Source organism: Streptomyces sp. HUAS 31, assembly GCF_028198125.1.
Taxonomy (GTDB): Bacteria; Actinomycetota; Actinomycetes; order Streptomycetales; family Streptomycetaceae; genus Streptomyces; species Streptomyces chartreusis.
In genome coordinates, this window is the sequence record NZ_CP116353.1 from 1,520,506 (window position 1) to 1,547,162 (window position 26,657).

A 26,657-nucleotide genomic window follows, 5' to 3' on the forward strand; every position below is an offset into this window, starting at 1 on the left:
GACCCTGTGTTCCCGGCGCACGCTCGAACGCGAGCGTGCGCCGGGGAAGCCTACCCGTTCTGTGTGACGGTCCCGGCGTCCCAGAGGTTGCACCGATGCTCACTGTGCACGGTGGCGCTCGGCACGTTCCCGCCGGCGGACGAGGTGCGCAGTGCCAGCACCGTGCCGGGCCCGGCGGGCATCGCGGGCTCGCCCGCCGCGCGCGGCACCCCGTCCCGCACGAAGGAGCCCCAGTACTGGATCATCTGCCGGGCCAGCGTCCGCTGCTCGGCGTCCAGCGGGGTCCGCAGGCCGAAGTGCTTGAAGAGGTACTGCACCTCGTTGACGTGGGTCGCGCCGAAGTCGAAGTCGGTGCCGAGGTCGCGCAGCGAGGCGAAGGGCGGCGAGGTGCGGTCGGCGAACTCGTACGCGTAGACCTTGCCGCGTCCGGCGAGCGTGCCGTCGAGGCGGAGCGCCGGGCAGGCGAAGAGCTGGTCGCCCTGGGCGGTGGCGTAGGCGATGGTCGGCGAGGGGTGGGCCGACAGCGGGTAGGCCGCTAGGGCCTCGTCGCCGAAGTCCGAGCGCATCACTGCCGGGTACTGCTCGGCGGTGAGCGGGGTGCCGTTCAGGTCGAACCGGGCGAAGGCGAACAGCCGGCCCTCGTCCTGGTTGGCGCCGTTCATGACAGGAACGCCGGCCGCGGCCCCTCGCTCGAACGCCTCCTTCGGCTGCCGCGGCAGGAAGGCGCCGCCGGCCACCGGCGCCCAGTCGAACCCGTTCTGCGCGGCCAGGATCTCGGCGGCCGGCTTGGCGCGCAGGCACGCCAGGTCCGCCGGGTCGGCGCAGCCGAGCTTCTGCGCGAAGGCGGCACCCTGGGCAACGGCCGTCCCGTGGGTGCGGGCACCGCAGTCGCCGTACGCCCCGCTCTGGATGATCCCGGCGCGGAAGAGGCCCTTCGCCGTCGGTGAGGCGAGCTGGGTGCAGACCGAGCGGCCGCCCGCCGACTCTCCCGCGATGGTGACGCGGCCCGGGTCGCCGCCGAAGCGTGCGATGTTGGCCCGCACCCAGCGCAGCGCGGCCTGCTGGTCGAGCATGCCGAAGTTGCCGGAGACCCCGTCGCGGGCCTCGCCGTCGAGGCCCTCGGTGGCGAGGAAGCCCATGGCACCGAGGCGGTAGTTGGCGGTCACGACCACGGTGCCGGTCTGGCGCGCGAAGGTGTCGGGGACGACGTCCTGACCGGCGCCGGCGGTGAGCCCGCCGCCGTGGAACCAGACCAGGACCGCACGCTTGGCGGCGCCCTCCGGGGCGTACACATTGAGGTCGAGGCAGTCCTCGGTGTGGCTCGGCTGCTCGTAGCCCGGGTCCCAACTCGCGCTCTGCACACACTTGTTGCCGAAGTCCCCGGCGCCCCGGGCGCCTTGCCAGGGCCGCACGGGACGCGGCTCGCGCCAGCGGAGTCCGCCGACGGGTGGCTGCGCGAAGGGGATGCCGAGGAACTGCCGTCCCTCCGGGGTGTTCTCGCCCCGCACCCAGCCCGCGTCGGTGCGGACGAGTGGAGGACCGGCTGCCTGCGCCGGCACGGGCGTGACGAGCGCGGCCGCCAGGGCCAACAGTGCGACGGACATACGACGTATCACCGGTCCACCTCCGCTTGGTGAGCATGGGACTGCACTGGCGCGGCGGGAAAACTATGAACCCCGGTGACTCGTGTCAATCATGTGAACGAGAAACGGCCGAATGGCGTCAGGAGGCGAGGACGGGGCAGGGGCCACCCCGGCGGAGCGGCCCCTGGTACCGGACTCGGCCTACGGCAGGGCGGAGTCGAGCGTCGTCGCGGCGGCGCCGACAGCCGTGGACGCCGTGTCCGTCACCTGGGCGGGCAGGGTCGCGACGGCCGGGTCGACCATGGCCTCTTCCCCGGAGTCCGCCTGGACGTACCGCGTCTCGTACCGCGACGGCGCGGGCTCGGCCGATGGATCCGGCCCGTTCTGCGTGGGCCCGGCGCCGGGCGGTTCGGGGATGGGGTCGTGCGGGGACCCGCGGTCGGGCTCGACGGGCGCGATGTCCTGTTCCTTCTTGTCGCCGCGCCCCTCTTCGCCGCCCTTCTTGCCGCCGCGTCCTTGTTCGCCACCCTGCTCGTCGCCCCGCCCTTCGTCGTCGCCCTGCCGGCGGCCCTGGTCCCGTGTCTCCTTTCCGCCGACGTCGGCCAGGCCGCCGTCGAGCATCCAGCGCTGGGCCTCGGAGCCGTCGCGCTCGGCGACGATCACGCTGCCGCCCTTGCCGTGCGTGACCGCGAGCCGCTCGGCCCTGCGCAACAGCAGCTCGCCGTGGACGGTGAGGTCGTAGCGCGTCTCGCCGGCGTGGGCGAGGCAGTTCGCCAGGACGACCCTGCCCTCGTCGGAGTCGAGGCAGAGGGTCGGGTCGACGGCGCTGCGCAGCACGCCGTTGTCCTGGTACGACCACTGCTGGGACGCGGCGTTCGAGCACTCCGTCAGTTCGGCCGGCGCTCCGGCTCGGACCCGGCCGGCGCGGAGGTCGAGACAGAGCCCGCCGTCGAGGTTGCGGAGCCTGCCCTGGGCGATCTCGACGGGGTCCTCGGCCGAGGCGGCGGACGGGGTGCCGCCGGACGAGGGCTCGGACACGGTGCCGGGGTCGACGGTCCTGCCGCTGGCCACGCCCCAGGTGGCGTGTGCGTCGGGGACGCCGTTCTCGTCGGACCAGCCCTTGGCGGTGAGCACGGTCACGAGCAGGACGAGGGAGGTCAGACCGATGCCCACGGCGACCGCCCTGCCGCGTGCGCGCGGTGGGGCGAGGCGTTCCGGGCGGTGGCGTCCGCCCCGCCGGCGATGGTCGCACGCCGAGGAGCCACCGCGCCCGGGCCGGGAGTCGAGGTAGCGGCGGGCGCCCCAGCCGAGCACGGTTTCGGCGAGCAGTATCCCCAGGCCGCCCTCGAAATGACTGAGCTGCTCGGCGGCGTGCCGGCAGTAACGGCACTCCATCAGATGCTGCTGGACATCGGGCAGCAGTGCGCCGCCGCGGCGAATGGGGACATCGAGGAGGCGGTTGTAGTAGCGGCATTCCCGGCTGGGCGCGAGTTCGCCGTGGGCACGGACACAACCCCTGCGGAATTGCTCGCGCACTCCCTCCAGCGCGGCCGACGCCGTGGCTGTGTCGACCCCCAGCAGACCGGCGGGTATGGTTATCGGTTCCGCTTCGACCTCGGTGTGCCAGAGGAGGCATTGCGAAGCGCCCGAAAGCGCCCGGAACGCACGCTCGGCGATTTGCCGCCTTTCGGGCGTCGCGGGCCTCGCGGCACGCAGCCCGCGGCCGCCGGTCGGTTTGCCGAGTTCCGGCAGCAGGGCGGAAATTCCGTCGTCGGCCGCCCACTCCTTCACCATGTCCCGTACGGCGACGAGGAGTTGTGGGCGCAGCGCGCCGGGGGCCGGTCGGCGCAGCACGCGTTGGAACGCGGCGGCGGCCACCATGGGAGCCGAACTCTCCGTGGTGGCCAGGCAGATGGCCGCGTAGTCGTGGGTCGCACGCCAGTGCCGCGCCATCAGCAGCGCGACGGCGCGGGAGTCCGTACCGTTCTCGCCGAGGCTCGCGACGAGATCGCGGTCGGACTCACCGGGGCTCGCCCCGGGCCGTGGCGGGTACGGCGGTCGTGGGGGGTAGGGGGATTGCACTGAACCATTTCCTTCCCAGCCGCAGGACGGCACGGGGATTGCACGTCCTTCGGAAAAGCAGGCGCCTGATTGGTGCATACCTAGGTCGGCCATCAGTTGACCGGCTATCGGGTCGCTCACTTTCGCACAAGCTACGCACAGGAAACAAGAAGTTCGGTGACCGACGTTCAAAAAGCGAGAAATTCAAAAGGAGTTACCGTCGGTATCCGTACCGGCTTTCGAAATCACAACCGGACCGACCGCCAAGTTGTGTGCACACAAGGAACATCGATTCACGGAATCTTCAACTCCGCATACCGCACAGCAAGCTCCGAGGTTTCTCTCGGCCCGCTCTCATCCGGGTGCCGCAGCATGGGCGGCATGATCGTCCCCCACACGACACCCGCCCCCGCTTCGCCCCGCACGGTCCGCACGGTCCGCAAGGCCGTGATCCCCGCCGCGGGCCTCGGGACCCGCTTCCTGCCCGCGACGAAGGCAACGCCCAAGGAGATGCTGCCGGTCGTCGACAAGCCGGCCATCCAGTACGTCGTCGAGGAGGCCGCGGCGGCCGGTCTCGACGACGTACTGATGATCACGGGCCGGCACAAGCGGGCCATCGAGGACCACTTCGACAACGCCTTCGAGCTGGAGCAGGCTCTCGCGGCCAAGGGTGACACCGTACGGCTGGACGCGGTGCGCGACCCGGCCCGGCTCGCCGACATCCACCACATCCGCCAGGGCGACCCGCTCGGCCTCGGCCACGCGGTGCTGTGTGCCCGCCATCACGTCGGCGACCAGCCGTTCGCCGTCCTGCTGGGCGACGACCTCATCGACCCGCGCGAGACCCTGCTGAGTCGGATGCTGGAGGTGCGCGACCGCCGCGAGGGCAGCGTGATCGCGCTGATGGAGGTCCCGCCGGAGCAGATCCACCTCTACGGCTGCGCGGCCGTCGAACCGACCGGCGAGAACGGGGTGGTCCGGGTCACCGGTCTGGTGGAGAAGCCGTCACGCGAGGACGCGCCGAGCCACTACGCCGTCATCGGCCGCTATGTCCTCGACCCGGCCGTGTTCGGCGTCCTGGAGAGCACCCCGCCCGGCCGCGGCGGCGAGATCCAGCTCACCGACGCCCTTCAGGAACTGGCGGCGGGCGGCACGGTCCAGGGTGTCGTGTTCGACGGTCTGCGCTACGACACCGGCGACAAGGCCGACTACCTGCGCACGGTGGTGCGGCTGGCGTGCGAACGGCCCGATCTGGGGCCGGAGTTCACGGCCTGGCTGAAGAAGTTCGTGGCGAGCCTGACCGACGGCGAGGCCGAACGAAAGCGGCTCGCGGCCTGAGGGAGCGGCCCAGCACGAAAAGCACAGGGGCCCGCGCGGGCCCCTGCTCACTGCCGTACTGACGGAACTCAGCTGTTCGGACGCAGGGTCCACACGACGGTCATGACGCCGGTGACGGCACCGTCCCCACGCTGGATCTCGATCGTCACCGGGAACTCGGGGCGCTCCCCCGCGTCCAGCTCCGCGACGACCTCGGCGGCCGGGCGGCCCAGCGTCGCGGTGGCGGTGACGGCCCCCATGGCGAGCTTCTTGTAGGCGATCTCGGCGCTGACGGCGAGCGGCACGGCCCGCGAGAGCTGGTCACCGAACGCGGCCAGCACGATCGCGCCGCTGGCGGACTCGCCGAGCGTGAACATCGCGCCGGCGTGCGGCCCGCCCACGTGGTTGTGGTACTCGCTCTGGTCCGGCAGAGCCACCACGGCCTTGTCCGGCGTGGTCTCCAGGAACTGGAGGTTCAGGGTCCGGGCCATGGGCACGGTGGCGGCGAGCATCTCGCCGATGGACATCTGGTCAGCGCTCATGACGGCCATGTTACCCATGAGTAGAAATTTGGGAACAGGCTGCGCACGATGTGACGAGCGTCGTATCCGCAGCGCTGCCCGGCGGCCCTCGGCAGAGCGGCACGGAGGCGGCCCGAGCGACCCTCAACGAGCCTCTGACCTGCAATCCGTTTGGCAGATCGGGGCCGGGGCGGGGATAGTCTGCCGGTGACCTCCCCCGTCGACCTACGCCGTCGTTCCTGCCGCCCCGCCTGGGCGGGCCGCAACTACGGCCTGCTGACCGCCGCCGCGTTCGTCACGAACCTCGGCAGCCACGGCGCGCTGATCGCCGCGGCGTTCGCGGTGCTGGAGGCCGGCGGCGACGGTGGCGACGTGGGCCTGGTGGCCGCCGCCCGCACCCTGCCGCTGGTGCTGTTCCTGCTGATCGGCGGTGCCGTCGCTGACCGCCTCCCCCGGCACCGGGTGATGGTCGCGGCCAACGCCCTGAACTGCCTCTCGCAGGCCGCCTTCGCCGTACTGATCCTGTCCGGGGAGGCCGAGCTGTGGCAGATGATGCTGCTCACCGCCCTCGGCGGCACGGGTCAGGCGTTCTTCAGCCCAGCGGCCGAGGGCATGTTGCTGTCGTCGGTCGAGGGCGAGCAGGCGAGCCGGGCGTTCGCGGTGTTCCGGATGGCGATGCAGGGCGCGGCGGTCGGCGGGGCCGCGCTGGGCGGTGCCATGGTGGCCGCGATCGGACCCGGCTGGGTGCTGGCGGCGGACGCGGCGGCCTTCGCGGTCGCCGGGTCGATGCGTGCGTTTCTCGACGTCGGTCACATACCGCAGCGGGTGCGGGGCGGCGGGATGCTCGCCGATCTGCGCGAGGGCTGGCGGGAGTTCGCCGGGCGGCCGTGGCTGTGGGGCATCGTCGTGCAGTTCTCCATCGCGAACGCGGTCGTGGGCGCCGCCGATGCCGTCTACGGCCCCCTGGTCGCCCGGGACCATCTGGGCGGGGCCGGTCCCTGGGGCCTCGCCCTCGGTTTCTTCGGAGCGGGCACCGTCGCGGGCGCCCTGCTGATGACCCGATGGAAGCCGCGTCGCCTGCTGCTCGCCGGCACCCTGTGCGTCTTCCCACTCGCCCTTCCCTCCGCCGCGCTGGCGGTACCGGCGCCGATCTCCGTGCTCTGCGCGGTGATGTTCCTGACGGGCGTGACGCTGGAGGTGTTCGGCGTCTCCTGGATGACTGCGCAACACCACGTTGAATGTAACCTTAGTCAAGCCTCCTCTCACCCTTACTTGCTGGCTACGTCGGCGCTTCGGGCTCGTCAGGTGTGATGGCGTCCAGCCGTTCACGGATACCGGCGAAGTTGTCGAAACATATGGCGGTCTCCGGGTGATCAGAGCCGAGCGCAGCGTCTTTGATCCGGAACGCCCGGTGGGCCAGGGGTAGGGCCTGGGCATATCGCCCCAACTCGCTGAGGGTGAAGGCAAGGTTGTTTAGCCGTGTTGCGGTGTCGGGGTGGTCGGGGCCCAATGCGGCTTCGGTGACCCGCAACGCCCGCTCCTTCAGTGGCAGGGCCTCAGCATGATTCCCCAACGCACTGAAGGTTGTCGCCAGGTTGTCGAGGCATGTGGCGGTGTCGGGGTGGTCGGGGCCCAGTGCGGCCTCGATGACCCGCAACGCCCGCTCCTTCAGTGGCAGGGCCTCAGCATGATTCCCCAACGCACTGAACATGGTTGCCAGGTTATTCAGGCGGAGGGCGGTGTCGGGGTGGTCTGGGCCTAGCGCAGCCTCGGTGACCTGCAACGCTTGCTCCTCCAGTGGCAGGGCCTCAGCATGACGCCCCAACGCACCGAAGGTGAACGCCAGGTTGCTCAGACGCGTGGCAGTGGAGGGGTGGTCTGGGCCTAGCGCAGCCTCGGTGACCTGCAACGCTCGTTCCTTCAGCGGCAGGGCCTCAGCGTGACGCTCCAATGCACTGAACACAGACGCCAAATTGTTCAGGCGGAGGGCGGTGTCGGGGTGGTCGGGACCCAATGCGGCCTCGGTGACCAGCAACGCCTGCCGGGCCAGGGGTAGAGCCTCGGCGTGACGCCCCAATGCGCTGAAGGTGGTCGCCAGGTTGCTCAGACGTGTGGCGGTGTCGGGGTGGTCGGGGCCCCCTGCGGCCTCAGTGACCTGCAACGCCCGCTCTTCCAGCCCCAGGGCCTCAGCATGACGTCCCAACGCGCTCAATACGGCCGCCAGATTGCTCAGGCATGTACTGGTGTCCCGGTGGTCGGGGCCGAGCTCAGCCTCATTGATTTGCAGCGCCCGCCGGGCCAGGGGTAGAGCCTCGGCGTGACGCCCCAATGCGCTGAAGGTGGTCGCCAGGTTGCTCAGACGTGTGGCGGTGTCGGGGTGGTCGGGGCCCCCTGCGGCCTCAGTGACCTGCAACGCCCGCTCTCTCAGCGACAGGGCCTCAATATAACGCCCCAAATCACCGAGGCTGCCCGCCAGATTGTCCAGGCGGAGGGCGGTGTCGAGGTGGTCGGGACCCAATGCCGCCTCGGTGACCTTCAACGCCCGCTCCTCCAGCGCTACAGCTTGGACGGCCTCTCCTCGGGCCGACAGGTAGAACCCGGCTTGGCCCAGCACGGTTGCAAGTTGTTCAGCCAATCCTGTGGCGTATTCGTGGGCACTCACGGCTCGCGCATGAGGCAATAACGCTTGCCATTCCGGCCAGTCCCGCACGTCGTCGGGCCTGCCGGAAGGTAGGGCTGCATGGAGCAGCCCTAGAGCGGATTCGCTCGGGTGAGGCGGAGTGTTAGGTCTGGATCGGCGTAGGTGGCGCCGAAGAAATCCAAGCTGTGGCGGCGTAACTGGCTCCGGCGTGCTGATGCGGATTACAGCCTGCACGAGGCGGTGGACGGTGACGGTGCTCTCTCTGAGGGTGATCATGCTGTAGGCAGCGAGTACGCCCAGGGCGTGGTCGACGGCCTGGGGTCTAGGCAAGGCGTTAGCCAGGACACGGCGGGGCAAGGGCTCAGGCGCGCAGTAGGCCAGAATTCTCAGCAGGTCTACCGAGTTGGGCTCGTCGGTAAGCAATGCACTAAGCGTGACGCTCCAGAGCTGGGCGATTGTGCGCTGCTGTGGATCACCGGGGGCGGTGGCGGCTAGGACTCCGGCAGGATCGGAGCGCAGCTGTGCGAGGTAGTTGGCCGCGCTCGTACGGGTTTGGGCCAGGTAGGCGCCGGCCTGCTGCAGGGCCAGAGGCAGGTGCCCGAGCTCGTCAGCTAGTTGAGGTAGCGCTCCGGCATCCGCGTCGCTATCGCGTCCCGTGATGTCCTGGAGGACGGCCAGCGAAGCCTCGGGGCTGAGGGTGTCGAGACGCAGGGGAGTGCCAAGGTCTTGCCAGGGGAGGTCACGGCGGGTGGTGACCAACACTTGACCTGTGCGCAGACGGCCGAGGTAGGAGCGCAGGGCGGCGGGTTCTTCGGCGTTGTCGAAGACAAGCAGCCAACCCGTGCGGCCTTGTAGCCACGTCACGGCCCACGCGGCAGCCTCGTCCAGCGGCAGCATGGCATGCACCGGGTTCAGCGCCGTGGCCAGGGAGGCAAGTCCGGCCGTAACAGAGGCGGACGATGATGCCTCGATCCACCACACTGGCCCATGCCCGGCTGACAGGTACGTGTGGGCGTGGTGGAGGACGAGGGTGGTCTTGCCCACCCCGCCCATGCCGCGCACGCTCTGCGCCACGATCCCAGTCCCCGTCGACGGCAGCCCTCTCAGACTGGCAATAGCGTCGTTGCGGCCCCTGAACACCCGGCTATCGGGTTCGGGCAGGTTGCTCAGTCCTGCGAGCTCCTCGTCGCCAATGGCTGCCTGCAACGCATCCGGAGGAACCACCAGTGTCCGCTGTTCGATCCGGGCTTGATCGCCGGTAGCAATCACTCCGGAGCTGTGGCCTACGGCAGCCGAACGACCACCTGAGGCGGGCGGTGTCTGCGCGTTTGTCATCGTTGAACGGTGCCGTTGTCCCCCGTGATGATGACCCCGGAGTTATCTTGCGTGGCTACCGCCCGCTCACCCGAAACCGGGGGCCCGCCCGCCGTCGACGGCGGTGGCGGAGCCGAGGATCCGATCAATGACGATGCCCAGGCACCCAGCACACCGGCGATCACGGCTCCAGCTCCCGCACCTGTCCCGATCCGCGTCGACTGGTCCCACGGCAGCAGCAGATCACCCAGCAACACGCACAACCCGAACACCGCCAAACATCCGGCAATGACGAGCAACCAACGCCCAGTCCTGTTCACCCTGACGCCCCCTCATGCTGAACGAGGCATCCATCTTCCCACCCGGACATGGCAGTTCACCCCGTTGTGGCGAACACGGGATCGCCTGCCGTGGCCTGGGCCGAGGACGCAGCCTCCCCTTGGCGGGTGCGCACAGGACAGCATCAAGGCGCGCGTCCGCTGACCGATCGCGCAACACCCCAGCGAATGTAGCCCTACTCAAGCCTGCTGTACCGCAGGAGCCACACCGCCCGCGGTCTACGGCCACGCCGTCCCGGACACCTCCCCGGGGCACGACTTCCGTACTGCTGAGCCGTATCACCAGCAGTACCGTTCGGACATCAAAAACCCGAACGGGTAGTGTGGCCTTGGGGGAACTGAGGTGTCCTGCCTAATCAGCACGGCCAAGCCAAATGGCTGAGCCGGTCTCGCAGGAGGTGACAATGACCCTCAGGTGTTCCCCCGGGCAACCATCGGCTCTGCCAGGCTTGGGGCCGCGCAGTCATGCGGTCGGTCCCGCCAGCGCGTTGAGTCGTTCTTGAAGGGCCTGTATTCGGGACGAGTTGAGGGTCAGAGCTTCTTGAAGGTCATTTAGGTCGTTGAGCGCTTCAATGATGCGCGATGTACGCGGAGTACACGCCAGGAAACGCTCGAGCTCTTCGTCTGCCTTGTCCCATGACTGAGTGGCACAGTAGACGACCACAAGGTTTCCGTGTGCGTGGACCAGCCCTGCCCCTGAGACGGATGCCTTCCGGGAGAAGATATCTGCAGCACGTTGTAGATGGTGGTGTGATTCAGCTCGATCCAGCAACCGGAGCACGATGGCGTATCTCAAATGAAACCAGCCATTCTCCGGTTTGCACTCAATAGCGCGGGCAAGATCGTTAAGCGCATCGTCATAGTGACCCATGGATCGAAACGTGTCTCCGCGCCTGCATAAAATCCAAGCCTCTTGGGGGTTCAGTTCGAGAGCGCGGGTAAAGTCCGCGAGTGCGTCACTGAAGCGGCCCATGGCTCGGTGAACGTCTCCGCGGCGGAAGTACCGCAAACCGTCGTCCGATCCGTTCCCGATGACGTGATCAAGGTCGGCAAGGGCGGCTTCGTTACGCCCCAGACGCCAATAGACCTCAGCACGACTTGCCCTGGGCCACGCGTAGTTGGGGCTGAGCTCGAGGGCACGAGTGAGGTCGATGAGTGCCTCGTCATAACGCCTCATGAAACGGTAGGTCTCGCCGCGGCTGGCGATCGGCCAGGAATACTCGGGGTTGATCTCGATGGCACGGTTGTAGTCGGCGAGGGCTTCTTCTTCACGCCCCATGAGGAGATAGGTAAATCCACGGCGGGTAATGCTATCGATATCATCCGGGATGATATCTAGGGCTCGGGTGAACGAAACAAGGGCCTGCTCATAGCGTCCCGCCAACCGTTGGGTCTCACCGATGCCAGAAAAGGCGCGACACCGGCCAGGGACCAAGGCCAAGGATGTGGCATAGTCATCAAGTGCTTCGTCGTAATGTCGCGCGGCCCGGCGCTCGCTAGCCCGGAGTGTGTAGGCAAGTGCGCGACCCTCGGTGGGAAGTTCTGATGCGCTCATCAGCTTGGTGAGAATGCAGATGATGCTGGAGGAATCCTCGGGTTCTGCGGAAGCAGTGCTGATGCGTTGCCCCCAGCCCGTGAGCGCTGGACTATCGGCGTCGTGTCCGGCTTGTAGCAGCATCTGTGCCCAGCGCCGCACTACGGCAACTCCCTGCTCGCTAGCAAGGACCACCTCGTGAAGTGAGTCGGGCAGGGCCTCAGCGGGGCTGGCGCACAGACGGTGGTACGTCTCATGCAGCTTATGCTCCCGCCACTCAGCGTCACGCCAGTAAACGTTGAAGGGTAGGGCACTTTCACATGTTCGACAGCGCTGGCGGTAGACGTCAGCAAGGTCGTTCTGTTGCTGCCGCCACCGTGCGGGGGACTGTGTGCGATGCAGGCGGATCATGGAGGCACGGACCACATCGTGGTAGCGGGAACGGCCGGGGGAGCCGGCAACAAAGGGCAGGTTCCTCAGCCAGGCGTATTGATCAGCTTGTGTCTCGGGCGCCATCGTGCGATAGATGTCTTCGTCCAGGTGCAGAGGTAGTGAGCACGAGCAGGCTATGTCCCGCTGCTGCACGTCACTTATCCATTTCAGGAATCGCTCGACAGCAGTGTCGGACGGATCATCGATCTCGTTGACATTCTGGGGACGATTTTGGGCGAGCGTGTCGACCAGTACGGGCAGCCGACCCGTCAACTGCAGGACGACTTGGACGACCTCCTCGCTGACGACACCTCGCGTGGCCAGCATCCGCCGGGCCTCGTCTTCGGTGAAGACGTCAAGGGGAACCTCGGCCATGAGGTCTAGGTAGTCTCTCCAGCAACGGGCATCGAGGGCGCCCTGTCCGGACAGAACGGCCAAAACGTTGTTGGGTAGTTCCCCGTACTCCTCAGCTATCAGAACGTCACGCAACCACTCGTTCAGCAAGGGGCCGGTCTGCTCAATGACATCGAAAAACAGCACCAGCCAGCGACGCCGCTCCGCTGCGTCAGCCAGATCTGTTAGAAAGACCGGTGTCAGTGTGCGCAATGGTGACAGAACCAGCTGGGCATCGCTGTGGGTGCGGAACCGCGCGCTGATTGAGGTCCGTAGCCGGTCTGCACCACGCGCGACGTGCTGTGGATCGATGGCACCCGTTACAGCCCCCACCCCCGGCAACAATCCCAGTCCGGCCAATGAGACCTGTGCTGCCATGGTGCTGGAGACTCTCGGCGCATCGAGAGGTCCACTCCCGGTTTCTCCTAACCTCGCGCCGGCGGCCGCTTCTTCCTCATGACATTGCTGGTAATAGAGCGCTAGTTGTCTATCAAACCGCTTGAGCACTATGCCTTGCCGAGCGAACTGGACGCTGATCGCTTCCATCGCCTCAACGACACTGTGCGTGTCATCGTCAAGATAAGCGGTCGCTGCTCCCTGTTCGCGTGCAACGATCTCCCATTGCCTCACCAGCGACGACTTTCCCACACCAGCTTGTCCATGCACGTGAAACAGGTACTGGAACGCGTCATGTTCAGGATCTCGGTCCAAGTTGTCCCGGAAAGCTGCTAGCTCAATGCTGCGGCCGACGAAACTGCTCCGTCGACGCCGACGGATGAGCTCCTGACGCGACGGTCGCATCGCTGACACCCCCACCACTCGGGCCCTCAGCATGACGCGTTTTCGCACGGTTATGGAAGAGGCTACACAGGTGGTGGAGACTGCAAGGTATCCGTCAAGACCGTTTTGCAACGCTCAATGATGTTGTGCCGGGTACCAATCGGGGCCGAACGTGCGAACTGATGCCCCTGTAGCACCTGTGCACGGGTTGACTGCGCTCCACCAGGAGATACCGGAGGACAAGCTGTCCCGGGTCGCCGCCTACGACTGGTTCGGCTCGGTCGCCCTGGTGCCGCTGGCGACGGCCCTGGCCGGCCCGGCGGAGACGGCGTTCGGGCGCACGTCGGCGCTGTGGGGCTGCGCAGCGCTGGTGGTCGTCGTGACGGCGGCGGTGCTCTGCGTGCCGGATGTGCGCAATCTCCGTCGCCGTACCAGGCACGTGTCCGCGAGCGAACGGGTCGGCTCAGCCGATGCTGAAAGCGCCGTCGGGGGGCTCGGGTGAGGGCTCCGCGTCCTCGTCCCGCACCGGCCTCGCCCCACCGATGAACTGCCGCAGGGCGGCGCCGTGTTCGACCCGGGCCGGGAAGGCGTCGCCGGCCATGAGCCGGGCGAGGGGCGCCGTGTCGAGCGGCCGGTGCGCTGCCACCAGCACCGCGTTCCCGAACCGCCGCCCGCGCAGCACGCCCGGTTCGGCGATCAGGGCGAGTTCCTCGAACACGGCGGCGAAGTTGGCGAGTTGGGAGCGCAGGAAGGCGAACGGGGCGGCATCGGCGAGATTGGCGAGGTAGACCCCGTCGCCCCTGAGCGCCCGCGCGGCGTGCCGGGCGTACTCGACGGACGTCAGATGCGCGGGCACCCGGGAGCCACCGAACACGTCGGCGACGAGGATGTCCGCAGAGCCCGCGGGAGCCGCTTCCAGCCAGGCCCGCGCGTCGGCGGCGTGCAGCGCGATCCCGGCCCCCGCGGGCAGCGGCAGATGCTCGACGACCAGCTCCAGCAGCCCCCGATCCGCCTCGACGACATCCTGCCGGGACCCCGGCCGGGTAGCCGCGATGTACCGGGGCAGGGTCAGCGCCCCGCCGCCGAGATGCAGCACATCCAGAGCACGCCCCGCCTCCACGACGGTGTCCAGTACGTGTCCGAGCCGGCGGGTGTACTCGAATTCCAGGTACTCCGGATCGTCAAGATCGACGTACGACTGAGGCGCCCCGTCGACGGTGAGCAACCAGGCCCGCTTCCGATCGACGTCGGGCATGAGCTTGGTGAAGCCGTGGTCGGTGGTCCGGGCGACGGGTATCGAGTCGTTCACTCCTCCATTCTCGGTGAGAGTGCCGGCCTCAGGGGCGCGGGGAACTGCGCGACCCGCCACGACGGTCCCGCAGTCCCCCACGCACCCGGCACCACCCCCTACGGGACGGCGGTCACGGTCCCCGCCCCCACCGTCCGGCCACCCTCACGAATGGCGAACCCGAGCCCTGGCTCCAGGGGAACCTCGCGCCCCAGTTCAACAGTCATCGTGACCGTCTCCCCGGGCCGCGCGACCCCCACCTCGCCGAGGTCGATGTCGCCCACCACATCCGCCGTACGGATGTAGAACTGCGGCCGGTACCCCGTGACGACAGGCGTCGTACGCCCACCCTCGCGGGCCGAGAGGACGTACACCTGCGCGGTGAACCGGCTCCGCGGCGTCACACTGCCGGGCGCCGCGACCACGTGCCCCCGCCGGACGGCGTCCCGTGGCACGCCGCGCAGCAGCAGCGCCACGTTGTCCCCGGCCTGCGCGTCGTCCATCGGCTTGCCGAAGGTCTCCAGGCCGGTGACCACGGTCTCCAGCCCGGCGCCGAGCACTTCGACCCGGTCGCCCACCCGAACGGTGCCCCGCTCGACGGCCCCGGTGACCACGGTCCCCCGGCCGGTGATCGTGAGCACGTTCTCGACGGACAGCAGGAACGGCGCGTCCACGTACCGCTCCGGCATCGGGACGTAGGTGTCCACCGCGTCGAGCAGCGCCTCGATGGACGCCGTCCACTGGGGGTTCCCCTCCAGCGCCTTCAGTCCCGAGACCCGTACGACGGGCGCGGTGTCGCCGCCGTAGCCGTGCTGCGAGAGCAGGTCGCGGACCTCCAGCTCGACGAGGTCGATGAGCTCCTCGTCCCCGGCGTCGGCCTTGTTGAGGGCGACGACGATGTGGTCGACGCCCACCTGCCGGGCGAGCAGGACGTGTTCGGCGGTCTGCGGCATGATCCCGTCGAGCGCGGACACGACGAGGATCGCCCCGTCCAGCTGCGCGGCGCCGGTGACCATGTTCTTGACGTAGTCGGCGTGGCCCGGCATGTCGACATGCGCGTAATGACGGGTGTCGGTCTCGTACTCGACGTGCGCGATGTTGATGGTGATCCCGCGCGCGGCCTCCTCCGGCGCCCGGTCGATGCGGTCGAAGGGCACGAAGGTGCCGGAACCGCGCTCGGCGAGGACCTTGGTGATCGCGGCGGTCAGGGTGGTCTTGCCGTGGTCGACATGGCCCATGGTGCCGATGTTGAGATGCGGCTTGGTGCGCACGTATGCGGTCTTGGACATGGCTGTACCTCGAAGTCTCTGCAGAAGTCTCCGCGAAGGAGAGAGGGACCCCAAGGACTTGCCGACCCTCCCCCTGCGGGGTCCGCCGGACGTTCCGGAGAGGGTCAGCTTCGGGCGCCGTCGGCTGCGGCCAGGAGGACCGGAACGGCAGCCTTCGGAGCATCCGCGACTGCGGATGCTGCGAGGACGAAGGCGTGCCGGAACATGAGGTCGATCATCGTCGACGTGTTGCCCGACGTCGAATGGTTTTCCGCGGATGGGGAGTTCGTGCCCTACGCCCCGATGTTCTTCAGTGCCTCCCGCACCGACAGCGGCGCGAACCGGTCGCGTTCGCGTGCCAGGAAGTCCCGTACGGCCTCCGGGTCGGTCTTCGCGTACTCGCGCAGACACCAGCCGATCGCCTTGCGGACGAAGAAGTCCGGGTGGCCCGACTGGCGCAGGCAGTAGGCGAAGAGGCGGTCGGTGTCGGTGCGTTCCTTGTAGCGCAGTTGGTGGAGCAGGGCTGTACGCGCGACCCACATGTCGTCGTCCGCGATCCAGTCGTCCATGTCGGCCGTGAGCTTCGGATCGGCGGTGACGAGTCCGCCGACGACATGGGCGGCGAGCAGGTCGACGGTGTCCCACCAGGAGACGGTCGCGATCAGGTGCCGGGCGACCGGGAGGAGGCCGGAGGAGCAGCGCGCCACGTGCCGGCGCAGATAGTCGACGGCGAAGTAGTGGTACTCACGCTCGGGCAGCTCCCAGCAGCGCAGGGCGACCGCGACGCAGTCGGCCTCGTCGGGGCGGGGTGTGCCCTGGAGAACGGTGCGGGTCAGGGCGCGGCGCACCGGCGTCGTGAGGCCGAGGAAGGGGGCGACGTCCTTCATGTACGCCCGCATGGCCACGGCACGTTCCGGGTCGGCCGCCTCGGCGTACGCGGGGACGAGCCGCGCCAGCACCGTGTCGGCCAGGGCACTGCGCGGAACTTCCAGTGTTCCTCTACCTGTGACGCCCATGAGACGAACCATACGGCGATCAATCATCTTCGTCGGTTACTGTCGCCGAATGCTCGACGATGCCACCACCCGCTCTGGGGGCACCGCCATCGCTTCGCCGCCGGCCGCCGCCAATGAACTCGCCGTCGCCGCACCCGTGCCGGCGCCCGTAGCCGCAGGTTTCGCCGCGCGCTGCGGGAGAGCGCTGCTCTCGCCCTGGTCGCGGCTGTCCCTGCTCCTGGTGCTGCTCGCGGCCGCCGCCGCGTCCGTGCTGCTCTTCGAGCCGCACAAGCTCCTGGCCGACGGCTGGCCGCCGCAGGTCGGCGGGCCGGTCGCGGTGGTGCTGTTCGCCGTGGGGTACGGCCTGATCACCGTGGCGTTCGTGCCGCGGCCGCTGCTGAACCTGGCGGCGGGCGCGCTCTTCGGCTCGGCTCTGGGCATGGGTGCCGCCATGGCCGGCACCGTGATCGGTGCCGCGATCTCCTTCGCGCTCGGCCGGATGCTCGGCCAGGACGCGCTGCGCCCGCTGTTGCGCGGGCGGTTGCTGAAGGCGGCGGACAAGCAGTTCAGCAGGCACGGTTTCCGCTCGATGCTGGCGGTGCGGCTGTTCCCCGGTGTGCCGTTCTGGGCCGCAAATTACGCCGCCGCCGTCTCCCGCATGGGGTATGTGCCCTTCCTGCTGGCCACGGCGCTCGGTTCGATCCCCAACATCGGCGCGTACGTCGTCGCCGGCGCACGGGCCTCGCAGCCCACGTCCCCGGTGTTCCTGATCGCGGTGGCCGCCATCGCGCTGCCGGCGCTCGCGGGCGCGGTGGTGGCCTGGCGCAAGCGCCACCACCTGCGCAGTCGCTGAGCGGTCTCCCGACAGCCCGGCGGCCCGGCCGTCAGACCGACTCGACGATCATCGCGTTGGCGAGGCCGCCCGCCTCGCACATCGTCTGGAGCGCGTAGCGGGCGCCGCGCTCGCGCATCGCGTGGACCAGGGTCGTCGTCAGCCGGGTGCCGCTCGCACCGAGCGGGTGGCCGAGGGCGATCGCGCCGCCGTGCACATTGACCTTGGCGAGGTCGGCGCCGGTCTCCTGCTGCCAGGCCAGCACGACGCTGGAGAACGCCTCGTTGACCTCGAAGAGGTCGATGTCGCCGAGCGACAGTGATGCCCTGCGGAGCACCTTCTCTGTCGCCGGGATGACTCCCGTGAGCATCAGCAGCGGGTCGGAACCGGTGACGGCGAAGCTGTGCAGCCGGGCGAGGGGGCGCAGGCCGAGCCGGGCCGCCGTCTCGCCGGAGGTGATGAGGACGGCGGAGGCGCCGTCGTTGATCGGGCTGGCGTTGCCCGCGGTGACGTTCCACTCGATCTGCGGGAAGCGCTCGGCGAACGCCGGGTCGTGGTAGGCGGGCTTGAGGCCGCCGAGGATCTCGGTGGTGCTGCCGGGCCGTACGCACTCGTCGCGCGAGACGCCGTCCAGGGGCGCCACCTCGGCGTCGAACAGGCCCTGCTCCCAGGCGGCGGCCGCCTTCCGGTGCGAGGAGACGGCGAACTCGTCCATCTGCTCGCGGGTGATCGACCACTTCGCGGAGATCAGTTCCGCGCTGATGCCCTGCGGGACGAGTCCCTCCGGGTAGCGCTCGGCGATGCCGGGGCCGAAGGGGTCCTTGCCGGGCGGCACGTTCGACCACATCGGCACCCGGCTCATCGACTCGACGCCGCATGCGACGACGATGTCGTACGCCCCCGAGATGACGCCCTGCGCGGCGAAGTGCACGGCCTGCTGGGAGGAACCGCACTGGCGGTCCACGGTGGTCGCCGGGACGGTCTCCGGGAAGCCGGCGGACAGGGCGGCGTACCGGGTGGTGTTCATGGCCTGCTCGCCGACCTGGTCGACGGTGCCGCCGATGACGTCGTCGATCAGCGCCGGGTCGACACCCGAGCGCTCGACGAGGGTGCGCAGGGTATGGGCGAGGAGCTGGACGGGGTGGACGTGCGCGAGGGAGCCGTTCGGCTTGCCCTTGCCTATGGGAGTGCGTACGGCTTCGACGATGACTGCGTCACGCATGGTGCGGGCCTCCTTGGCCGCCGGGCGGTGATCAGCGCGTGGGCCGGTGTGGTGACCGGCGCGATTACCGGTGAGTAGGAAATCCGAACTCACCATAGCCGGAGGGTTGGAAAATCAAACCCATACGGTTGGAAAGTCGAACTCGCCCCTTAGACTGAGCGGCATGGCCGCCACCAAAGATCCGCGCCCCTGTTCCATCGCAGACGCCCTGGCCCTCGTCGGCGAGAAGTACTCCCTGCTCGTGCTGCGCGAGGTGTGCCTGGGCAACGGCCGCTTCGACCAGCTCGTACGCAACATCGGCGCCCCGCGCGACATCCTGGCCACCCGGCTGCGCCGCCTAGTCGACGCCGGGATCCTCACGAAGCGCGCGTACAGCGAGCGCCCTCAGCGTTTCGAGTACCGGCCCACGCAGGCCGGCCTGGAGCTGGAGCCGGTTCTGATGACCCTCATGGCGTGGGGCGACCGCCATCTGCGGCACGACGAGGCCCGCCCCATGGTGATCGAGCACGTCTGCGGCAACGAACTGGTCCCGGTCGTCACCTGCCGGGCCTGCGGCGACCCGGTCCACCACGAGGACCTCACCGCCCATCCGCAGGTGCCGGGATGGACGGTGGCGGGGCCTTCGGCGGCGTGAACCGGACTTCGGCGGCATGAGTCGGACCAGCCGGACCGGCCACCGCGACGCTCACCAGGGATGCGTCTCCAGGTACTTGGTGATCTCCTGGCGCTCCCACACCCCGTCGGCCACGACGACCCGATAGCGACGGGTGAGAGTGGCGCCGGGCGCGAGTTCCAGTTCGTCGTGGAAGGCCCAGGACGGGGCCACACCGGCGAAGGGCTCGTCGCGTACGAACCAGTGGGCGGGGTGGGCGCCCCGCTCGCCGGCGTGGTCGTTCTCGGGGGCGTGCGCGAAGACGAGGGTCGCGTGGCCGTCGGCGCCGTCGTGCTCGCCTGAGTACGCGAGCCAGGGCGCCTGCGTGCCCATCAAACCCGGCCCCTCCCCGTCCGGGGCGGTGATCCGGCCGCCCCGGAACGCGCGCGGGCCGCGCCAGAACAGACCCGTGTAACCGGCCATCTCCCGCCCGGCGGTCGTGGGGCTGCCGAACCGCAGCGGCTCCGCACGCCGGTTCGTCACGGCGGTCGTCCAGGTCAGGGCCCATGAGCCGGACTCCGGCTCGACGTCGTGCACCTCGATCCGGCGCCGCTCGTCGGCCCACAGCTCACCGCCGTACGGATGCCAGGTCAGCCGCTCGGCGATGACGACCCGGCCGTCCGCCGAGGAGACCTCGTCGAAGCCGGCATGCGCCATCGACCCGACGCGCTCGGGGAGTTCGAGGTACCCCTGGCCGTGGACGTAGCTGTTGCCGCCCCACAGGTTCGCCCCCGACAGATGCGACGCGGTCAGCGACAGGCCCTTGTGCCAGCGGTGGTCGTGGGGGCGGTAGTCGGTGACGACGTCGCCGGCCAGCGTCCGCAGCGGGTGGACGTACGGCTTCGGCGCCTCCCAGGCGGCCTCCGCGCGGTAGACGTAGGCGAGCAGTTCGACGCCGGTGACCGGGTCGGTGACGGTGATGCGGTCGCCGTAGGAGTGGACGATGCGCAGCCCGGTCACGCGGCGGCCTCCTCGTCGGCGGCAGCGGGCCGGGCTTCCTGGGCGGGCGCCCAGCCCGGCGCGCCTCCGTGCATCGCCGAGTGGAAGGGGTCGCCGGGGCCGATCTCCCCCGCCCTGACCGTCGCGTCCGTGAACGCCGACTTGTACAGGGCGGCGATCAGCTCAAGGCTCGTCCGCCCGTCCTCGCCGCTGCTGCGCGGCCGCTGCCCGGCGCGCATGCTCGCGACCAGTTCCCGCAGCTGCTCCAGATGCGAACTGGGCACGTCCGCACCGAAGTCCTGCCAGGTGGCGGCCTCGGCGGCCGGCACGTCACGGGCCGGGGTGATGCGCCAGTCGTCGTTGCGGTGACCGTAGAGATGGGTCAGTTCGACCGTGGCGCGTTCGCAGTCGATACGAATGCGGCTGACCTCGTCGGGGCTCAGCACGCTGTTCACCACGGTCGCCATCGCACCGTTCGCGAAGCGCACCAGGGCGGTCGAGACGTCCTCCGTCTCCACGTCGTGCACCAGCCGGCCGGCCATGGCCCGCACTTCGCTCCAGGGTCCGAGCAGGTCGAGCAGCAGATCCATCTGATGGATGCCGTGGCCCATCGCCGGGCCCCCGCCCTCGGTCACCCAGCGGCCACGCCAGGGCACGGCGTAGTAGGCGCTGTCGCGATACCAGGTGGTCTGGCAGTGCGCGACCAGCGGGCGGCCCATGGCGCGCTCGGCCAGCAGGCGGCGCACGTGCCGGGTACCGGATCCGAAGCGGTGCTGGAAGACGATCGAGGCGTAGGGGCCGCCGTCCCGGCCCTCCTCGGCCTGGACGGCGTCGAAGTCGGCGAGGCTCGGCACCGGAGGCTTCTCGCACCACACCCAGGCCCCCGCGCGGAGGGCGGCGACGGTCTGGTCGCGGTGGAGCGTGGGCGGGGTGCAGATGACGACCAGGTCGGGCCGCTGCTCCTGGAGCATCCGGTCGAGGTCGGTGTAGCCGTGGAGGTCTCCGCCCGCGACGGCACGGAACGACTCCACCGAGGCCGCGTCGATGTCGACGGCGGCGACGAGCTCCGTCTCGCCCTCCTCAGCGAGCCTGACCAGCGCGGGGAGGTGCGAGTCGCGTGCGATGGCGCCGGTGCCGATCACGGCGACCCTGACGCGGCGGCCGGAGAGCGGAGCGGGGTGGGGCCGGTGCGTGCCGGAACCGGAAGCGGCCTCGGATGTTGCCATGGGCGTGATCAGACTCCTCCGGGACGACGAACGACGGGTGACCGGCTTCGCGTGCTGCAGGAATCCGAGAAGGGCGCAGCAAGCGCTTTCCGCTCGCTGCAACGTAAGCGGCGGCCCCGCAGCAGGTCAACACCGGTTTACGCGCGGGAGGCGAGTGCCTGCTCCGGCCCCTGTGCCGGAGCTGTCATCGCGGGACGCTACGCTGCCCCTCGACACTCGCGATCACTGCGCCGCCGACGCGTGTCCCTCATCGCCCTTGCCGCAATCAGCACTTGGACTCCCTACTTTCATGTCTTGGTTCGAATCACTCATCCTCGGACTCGTCCAGGGGCTGACCGAGTTCCTCCCCGTGTCCTCCAGCGCGCACCTGCGGCTGACCGCGGCGTTCTCGGGCTGGGAGGACCCAGGTGCGGCCTTCACCGCGATCACTCAGATCGGCACGGAGGCCGCGGTGCTGATCTACTTCCGCAAGGACATCGGGCGGATCATCTCGGCGTGGCTGCGGTCGCTGACCAACAAGGAGATGCGGCAGGACCACGACGCCCAGATGGGCTGGCTGGTGATCGTCGGCTCGATCCCGATCGGTGTGCTGGGTCTGACGCTCAAGGACCAGATCGAGGGGCCCTTCCGCGATCTGCGGATCACCGCGACGATGCTGATCGTCGTCGGCATCGTCATCGGCATCGCGGACCGGCTGGCGGCCCGTGACGAGACGGGCGGGCGGCACCGCGCGGCCAAGCAGCGCAAGTCGCTGGAGAGCCTGAACGTCAAGGACGGCCTGATCTTCGGCCTCTGCCAGTCCGCGGCCCTCATCCCCGGCGTCTCGCGCTCCGGCGCGACCATCAGCGGCGGCCTCTTCATGGGCTACCAGCGCGAGGCCGCGGCCCGCTACTCCTTCCTGCTCGCGATCCCGGCGGTCCTGGCCTCGGGCCTCTTCGAGCTCAAGGACGCGATGGAGAGCGACCACGTCTCCTGGGGCCCGACGATCTTCGCCACGATCATCGCCTTCGTGACCGGCTATGCGGTCATCGCCTGGTTCATGAAGTACATCTCCACCAAGAGCTTCATGCCGTTCGTCTGGTACCGCATCGCCCTCGGCATCATCATCATCGCCCTGGTGACGGCAGGCGTCCTGAGCCCCCACGCGGCGGAGTCGGCGGGCTGACGAGCCCGGCACCGCCGATGGCCCTCACCCAGCAATTCGCTCGCGTCACCTCCGAATACCTGGAGCAGTGCCGCGCAACGGCGGCGGATTCGCCGGGGGCGGCGCCCGATTGGGACCCGCCGCCGGAGGACCGCCTCGACACGGACTGGGCGATCTGGGGCCTCATCCGGTACTGCCGCGAGGCGGCGGCCGGCGCGGACCTGATCACGCTGCTCGACCGGGCCATCTCCGGGGACCCGGGCGGGGACGTGGCCTTCCTCGATCACGTCGAGGTCTATGACGGCTTCGAGGCCCCACCGCAGCTCCTCGCCGCCGCCGCTGTCGCGGACATCGCCCGCGCCCTGGCCTCGGTCGACCTATACGGTGTCCTCGCGGATCTGCCGCTCACCACCGATGAGGCGGCCGCCGCGTGTGGGTTCGGGCGCGGATTCAACGGTGATGTGCGGGCCTACCTCGTCCACCACTTCACGGCGATGCGGGAGTTCTACGACGGGGCGGCTCGGCACGGGCACTGTGTGATCGTCTGGACGGATTGAGCTCTGGGTCATGGCCTGAGTCTTCAGTCCGGGGCGCTGTTCGAGCCCCTAGCGGCAGGCCCCGGGGCCGTGTTCGAGCCCCGGACCTGCTGACTGACTGGTCAGTAATGACGGTCCGGTCGAAATCCGTGACCAATCACATACGTTGCGCGTAGCCGTCCGGTAGCGGACCGTCAGTTCTTGCCCCTAGGCTTGTCGGCATGTCCCCCGATTCCTTAGGCCCTGGTTCCGTGCGGTCTGCCACCGAGGTGAACGAGGCCATTCGTGCCCTGTGGATGCGTGCGGGCGGTTCGTTGTCCGCTCAGGAGCGCGCGGAGTACGAGCTGTTGGTGGTCGAGTGGGCCGCCGCCATCCGCGGCGACGTCATCGAAGCCGCTTGAAGAGGGGATCCTGAGAAGGACAACCCCAGTTGACGCCGGGCAGCGGTTGCGGCAGCCCCGCTTGAGGGCGCTGGGCCGCCACCACTAGCCCGCAGATGCGCGAGGACCTCGTCCCCCACTCGATGTGGCGGTTTCTGCCGATCCAGTCAGTCCAGGACCGAGCAGTCCAGGATCCGCCCGTCCACCGTCCCCACGATCAGCCGCTGTTGCTCGGCGCTGAACGCGGCGGACAACGGCGTGACCGGGTGGCCGTGTGCGCGCAGGGTGTGCCGGGCTCGCACTTCGCCCGTCGCCGAGTCCAGGATCTCCACCTCGCCGGTGAGATACACGACGTACGTCCTCCGCTCGTCGCCGTCGAGATCGGCGAGCGGCTTGTCGGTGCGGTGCACCCATCGTGCCTCTCCGTCCGGCAGCCGGCGGCTCACGACGTACGTGCCCTCGCGACCCTCCGCGTAGGTGGCGCCCGGATCGTACGTACGGCCCGCGTGGATGAGGGTGTCCGTCAGCTCGACGGCGGGGCCGTACCAGGGCTGGAGTGTGGACGCCGGGTCCCAGCGCAGGGGGAAGAGCGGGCGCAAGGTGGCGGGGCCGTGGGCGCCGGGAGGATCGATCGTGTGGATCCACGGCGAGTCGTCGGGGCCGGGTCCGTCCACGTACAGCAGACGGGCGCTGTGTCTGACGCGCAGCGCCGGGGAGTTGGATCCGCTGGGAGCGAGGTCGAGGCGTGCTGCCTCCTGGTGCGTCGGGGCGAACAGCAGCGTGGCGTGCGGGTCGCGCCCTTGCGGGCGCAGGGCGAGCCAGCCTTCGTCCGCGGCGCACAGCGCTGGGGCCGACGGCAGGTCCAGGCTGTCCACCACACCGCCGTCCGTCGTCGATATCCGCTGAACGGTGGTCGCGCGGTTGACCAGTCGTCCCGTCACCTCGTCGCGCCGGTGGCCCTGGTACGTCACCCACGCCGACTCGCCGTCAGGTGCCGCCTCGACCCGGACGCTCCCCTCCCCGTCGGCGGGAAGTGTCCACCTCAGCGTGCCCGCCGGGTCCCAGCATTCGAGGTCCGTGTGCCGCCCGGTGGCGAGCACCCGGCCGTCGTTCGGCACCGCCAGGTCCCGCACCTCCGCCCGTCGCCGCCACCGGTCCTCGGTCAGCCGCGCGAGGGTGTCCCGCACATGGGGGTCGTACAGAAGCCCGCTCTCGACCATCGGATGACGTGCCTCGTCGGGGTCGACCAGACCGGCCGGAGCAGACAGCCAGTCGTCCACCCCGACAGCCAGCTCGAAGCCCTTGCGGAAGCCGCCGTCCTTGTCCTCGGGGGAGAGCAGCATCGCGAGCCTGCCGTCCTCCAGCCAGCGCAGGTGGCGCACTTGGCGGCTCTTGCTGAGCAGGTTCGTCACGCACCCGGTCTCCAGGTGCAGCAGGAGCAGTTGACCCTCGAAATCCCACGAGCCGTCGTAGCGGCCGGTGCCGACGGCGACGAGCGGCAGCTCGGGGTGGGGCTCGATGGCGCATACGGAGTAGCGGGAGGCGACGACGTGGCGCGGACGGAGGGTGTCGGCCTCGTACACGCCGATCCGGTGGGCCGACCAGTGGCCCGTACCGCGCCACATGACGTGCCCGAGGTCACCGGCCGCGATGACACAGCCGTGACGCTCGTCGGTCACCGCCCACACGGGCCGGCCGATCTCGGCGAACGGCTGGTCCCCGAGTACGCGGCGGACGGTCAGCTGATCCGGCATGACGATCTCCCCAGGTCGCGCTGTGAGTTGACGGCAGCAGGGCGGGTGAGGCACCGGACGTGCAACTGTTCGGGACCGGCGGGAGTCTAGCGATCGCAGCGATGTTCTCCCGGAAGACACCGTCCGTTTCCCCGCGTTCCGACAGAGGTTTCCCTCCATGCCGATGCCCCCGCACAGCCGTCGCGCCTCCCGTACCGCCGTCGCCGCCCTCGGCGCCGCCGGCCTGATCGCGCTGGCCGCAGCTCCCGCCGCCTTCGCCGATGAAACCGCACCCGAACTGGTCGTCGGAGGCATCGAGCCGATCGACGGAGTGCAACCGGGGAGCATCTTCGATCTGCCGGTCACCGTGGCGAACAAGGGCACCCAAGCCTCCGAGAAGGTGTGGGTCACCTACGCCGTCACCCGGGGACTCGATTTCGCGGAGGTTCCCTCCAACTGCCGGGCACAGCGGGTCCGGTCCTACGACGAGATGCCCGAGAGGTGGACCGTGGCGTGCGGGTTCGACCATGCGGTGGAGCCGGGCGTCGTCTACACGCCCGAGAGGCCACTTCGAGTCAAAGCCCTGGACCGCGCGTTCAACGACGAGCTGCTTCTGCGCGTCGACGAAAACGATCCAGGGGTGGACGAGAACGGCTACCCGCCGGTGGCAGGGACCGCACCGGCGGTGGAACTCGTCGAACGACAGGCCGGGGGCGAGGGGTCCGCGCGAGTCGTCATCCTGCCCGTCACCTCCGTCAACACGGCCGACTACCAGGTGACGGGTGCCGCGTTGAAGGGGCGCGTCGGTGACACTGTGCCGATGAAGGTGGAGTTCACCAACGCCGGGCCCGCCTGGTTCATGGCCAAGGTGGGGGAGCGAACCGCGAGGGTCATGGTCACGCCGCCCGCTGGAACGTCGGTCGTCAAGGCCCCCGGGTTCTGTAAGGCCAAGGGTGATGCGTACGAGTGCGGTATGAGTCAGCGGGCTCTCAACGAGGACGGCCGAGAGACCTACACCTTCCAGCTGAAGATCGACAAGAGGGTGGCGCACACCAAGGGCTCGGTGGCGCTGACTACCGAGGCGAGGCCTGTCGACCCCGACAAGTCCAACGACAAGGCCGACATCACGCTGGACGTCACGGGTGGGGGGTCGACCGGCTCGCCGGGTGGCTCGGGCAGTGACTCGGGCGGATCGTCCGGCGGAGCGGCCGGTGGATCGTCCGGCGGAGCGGCCGGTGGGGTGTCTGGCGGAGCGGCCGGTGGGGTGTCATCGACCGGCGGCGACGGCACCGCGGCGAATGGCGGCCATCTGGCAGAGACCGGGTCCTCGGCGTTGCCGATCACGGGCATGGCTGCCGCGGCGGCGGTGGTCACGGGTGCGGGCATGCTCGTCATCGTGCGCCGCCGCCGGGCCCAGAGCCTGAACTGACGACCGTCCGATGCGAGCCGGACCCCACCCCGGGCAACCGGCTCCCACTCCAGGCAGCCGGCCCCGGACCTCCGCGCTGCCTTGATCGGCGGCCCGGTC

Annotated in this window: 20 protein-coding genes and 1 pseudogene; 9 read left to right on the top strand and 12 right to left on the bottom strand. The window is 69.4% G+C overall.

Translation table 11 applies throughout. The annotated features are described in order from the left end of the window. Positions 1-50: 50 nt before the first annotated feature. Together PGH47_RS06530 and PGH47_RS06535 are read right to left on the bottom strand one after the other, a co-directional pair. Positions 51-1,604: a carboxylesterase/lipase family protein gene (locus PGH47_RS06530; protein WP_271662660.1), complete on the bottom strand. Its 1,554-nt coding sequence runs from the start codon at positions 1,602-1,604 to the stop codon at positions 51-53. A gap of 180 nt (positions 1,605-1,784) precedes the next feature. Then, positions 1,785-3,665, bottom strand: a complete 1,881-nt coding sequence (locus PGH47_RS06535; RefSeq protein ID WP_271662661.1) for an RICIN domain-containing protein — start codon at positions 3,663-3,665, stop codon at positions 1,785-1,787. Positions 3,666-4,025: 360 nt separating this feature from the next. On the opposite strand from PGH47_RS06535, the gene galU reads away from it, so the two are divergent. After that, positions 4,026-4,982 carry a UTP--glucose-1-phosphate uridylyltransferase GalU gene (gene galU / locus PGH47_RS06540; RefSeq protein ID WP_271662662.1) on the top strand — a complete coding sequence of 319 codons (957 nt, stop codon included), beginning with the start codon at positions 4,026-4,028 and terminating at the stop codon, positions 4,980-4,982. 68 nt (positions 4,983-5,050) lie between these two features. Here galU and PGH47_RS06545 read toward each other — a convergent pair whose 3' ends face one another. Beyond that, positions 5,051-5,488, bottom strand: coding sequence for a DUF4442 domain-containing protein (locus PGH47_RS06545; RefSeq protein WP_030954318.1), 438 nt, complete (start codon positions 5,486-5,488; stop codon positions 5,051-5,053). A gap of 201 nt (positions 5,489-5,689) precedes the next feature. Between PGH47_RS06545 and PGH47_RS06550 the strand changes: the two genes are divergently transcribed. Beyond that, positions 5,690-6,793 (top strand): MFS transporter, encoded by a 1,104-nt coding sequence (locus PGH47_RS06550; RefSeq protein ID WP_271662663.1) that lies wholly within the window; start codon positions 5,690-5,692, stop codon positions 6,791-6,793. On the opposite strand, the gene PGH47_RS06555 is transcribed toward PGH47_RS06550, so the two are convergent. Together PGH47_RS06555 and PGH47_RS06560 are read right to left on the bottom strand one after the other, a co-directional pair. After that, positions 6,762-9,458 carry a tetratricopeptide repeat protein gene (locus PGH47_RS06555; RefSeq protein ID WP_271662664.1) on the bottom strand — a complete coding sequence of 899 codons (2,697 nt, stop codon included), beginning with the start codon at positions 9,456-9,458 and terminating at the stop codon, positions 6,762-6,764. The two genes, PGH47_RS06550 and PGH47_RS06555, sit on opposite strands and share 32 nt — an antisense overlap. Positions 9,459-10,238: 780 nt before the next feature. Next, positions 10,239-12,935: a tetratricopeptide repeat protein gene (locus tag PGH47_RS06560; protein ID WP_271662665.1), complete on the bottom strand. Its 2,697-nt coding sequence runs from the start codon at positions 12,933-12,935 to the stop codon at positions 10,239-10,241. Positions 12,936-13,119: 184 nt separating this feature from the next. Between PGH47_RS06560 and PGH47_RS06565 the strand changes: the two are divergent. Continuing rightward, positions 13,120-13,416 (top strand): annotated as a pseudogene (locus PGH47_RS06565) (MFS transporter); the annotation flags it as partial. Here the strand turns inward: PGH47_RS06565 and PGH47_RS06570 are convergent. From PGH47_RS06570 to PGH47_RS06580, 3 genes are all read right to left on the bottom strand, one after another. Further along, on the bottom strand, positions 13,378-14,223 hold the full coding sequence (locus PGH47_RS06570; protein ID WP_271662666.1) for a spermidine synthase: 846 nt from the start codon (positions 14,221-14,223) through the stop codon (positions 13,378-13,380). The pseudogene PGH47_RS06565 and the gene PGH47_RS06570 overlap by 39 nt on opposite strands. Positions 14,224-14,321: 98 nt before the next feature. Further along, complete coding sequence (tuf, locus tag PGH47_RS06575) at positions 14,322-15,491, bottom strand: elongation factor Tu (RefSeq protein WP_271662667.1); 1,170 nt, start codon at positions 15,489-15,491, stop codon at positions 14,322-14,324. A gap of 272 nt (positions 15,492-15,763) precedes the next feature. After that, entirely contained in the window at positions 15,764-16,486 is a 723-nt protein-coding gene (locus PGH47_RS06580; protein WP_271662668.1) for a DNA alkylation repair protein, read from the bottom strand. 49 nt (positions 16,487-16,535) lie between these two features. Between PGH47_RS06580 and PGH47_RS06585 the strand changes: the two genes are divergently transcribed. Then, positions 16,536-17,318, top strand: a complete 783-nt coding sequence (locus PGH47_RS06585; RefSeq protein WP_271662669.1) for a TVP38/TMEM64 family protein — start codon at positions 16,536-16,538, stop codon at positions 17,316-17,318. Between the two features lie 31 nt (positions 17,319-17,349). Here PGH47_RS06585 and PGH47_RS06590 read toward each other — a convergent pair whose 3' ends face one another. Further along, positions 17,350-18,519 carry a thiolase family protein gene (locus PGH47_RS06590; protein ID WP_125525664.1) on the bottom strand — a complete coding sequence of 390 codons (1,170 nt, stop codon included), beginning with the start codon at positions 18,517-18,519 and terminating at the stop codon, positions 17,350-17,352. 163 nt (positions 18,520-18,682) lie between these two features. On the opposite strand from PGH47_RS06590, the gene PGH47_RS06595 reads away from it, so the two are divergent. After that, entirely contained in the window at positions 18,683-19,153 is a 471-nt protein-coding gene (locus PGH47_RS06595; RefSeq protein WP_271662670.1) for a winged helix-turn-helix transcriptional regulator, read from the top strand. 51 nt (positions 19,154-19,204) lie between these two features. Here the strand turns inward: PGH47_RS06595 and PGH47_RS06600 are convergent, their stop codons facing one another. Together PGH47_RS06600 and PGH47_RS06605 are read right to left on the bottom strand one after the other, a co-directional pair. Further along, positions 19,205-20,131 (bottom strand): PmoA family protein, encoded by a 927-nt coding sequence (locus PGH47_RS06600; RefSeq protein WP_271662671.1) that lies wholly within the window; start codon positions 20,129-20,131, stop codon positions 19,205-19,207. Next, positions 20,128-21,336, bottom strand: a complete 1,209-nt coding sequence (locus tag PGH47_RS06605; RefSeq protein WP_271662672.1) for a Gfo/Idh/MocA family protein — start codon at positions 21,334-21,336, stop codon at positions 20,128-20,130. Before PGH47_RS06605 ends, PGH47_RS06600 begins: the two co-directional genes overlap by 4 nt. Positions 21,337-21,625: 289 nt before the next feature. Between PGH47_RS06605 and PGH47_RS06610 the strand changes: the two genes are divergently transcribed. The 3 genes from PGH47_RS06610 to PGH47_RS06620 all read left to right on the top strand — a co-directional run bounded on the left by PGH47_RS06610 (position 21,626) and on the right by PGH47_RS06620 (position 23,417). Continuing rightward, entirely contained in the window at positions 21,626-22,501 is an 876-nt protein-coding gene (locus PGH47_RS06610; protein ID WP_125525660.1) for an undecaprenyl-diphosphate phosphatase, read from the top strand. A 17-nt stretch (positions 22,502-22,518) separates the two neighbouring features. After that, positions 22,519-23,037 (top strand): DUF1877 family protein, encoded by a 519-nt coding sequence (locus PGH47_RS06615; protein ID WP_271662673.1) that lies wholly within the window; start codon positions 22,519-22,521, stop codon positions 23,035-23,037. A gap of 200 nt (positions 23,038-23,237) precedes the next feature. Continuing rightward, positions 23,238-23,417: a hypothetical protein gene (locus PGH47_RS06620; RefSeq protein ID WP_126901264.1), complete on the top strand. Its 180-nt coding sequence runs from the start codon at positions 23,238-23,240 to the stop codon at positions 23,415-23,417. A gap of 146 nt (positions 23,418-23,563) precedes the next feature. On the opposite strand, the gene PGH47_RS06625 is transcribed toward PGH47_RS06620, so the two are convergent. Continuing rightward, entirely contained in the window at positions 23,564-25,150 is a 1,587-nt protein-coding gene (locus tag PGH47_RS06625) for a hypothetical protein (protein WP_271662674.1), read from the bottom strand. 157 nt (positions 25,151-25,307) lie between these two features. Here PGH47_RS06625 and PGH47_RS06630 point away from each other — a divergent pair, with 157 nt between their 5' ends. Continuing rightward, positions 25,308-26,558: a hypothetical protein gene (locus tag PGH47_RS06630; protein ID WP_271662675.1), complete on the top strand. Its 1,251-nt coding sequence runs from the start codon at positions 25,308-25,310 to the stop codon at positions 26,556-26,558. Positions 26,559-26,657 lie beyond the last annotated feature (99 nt).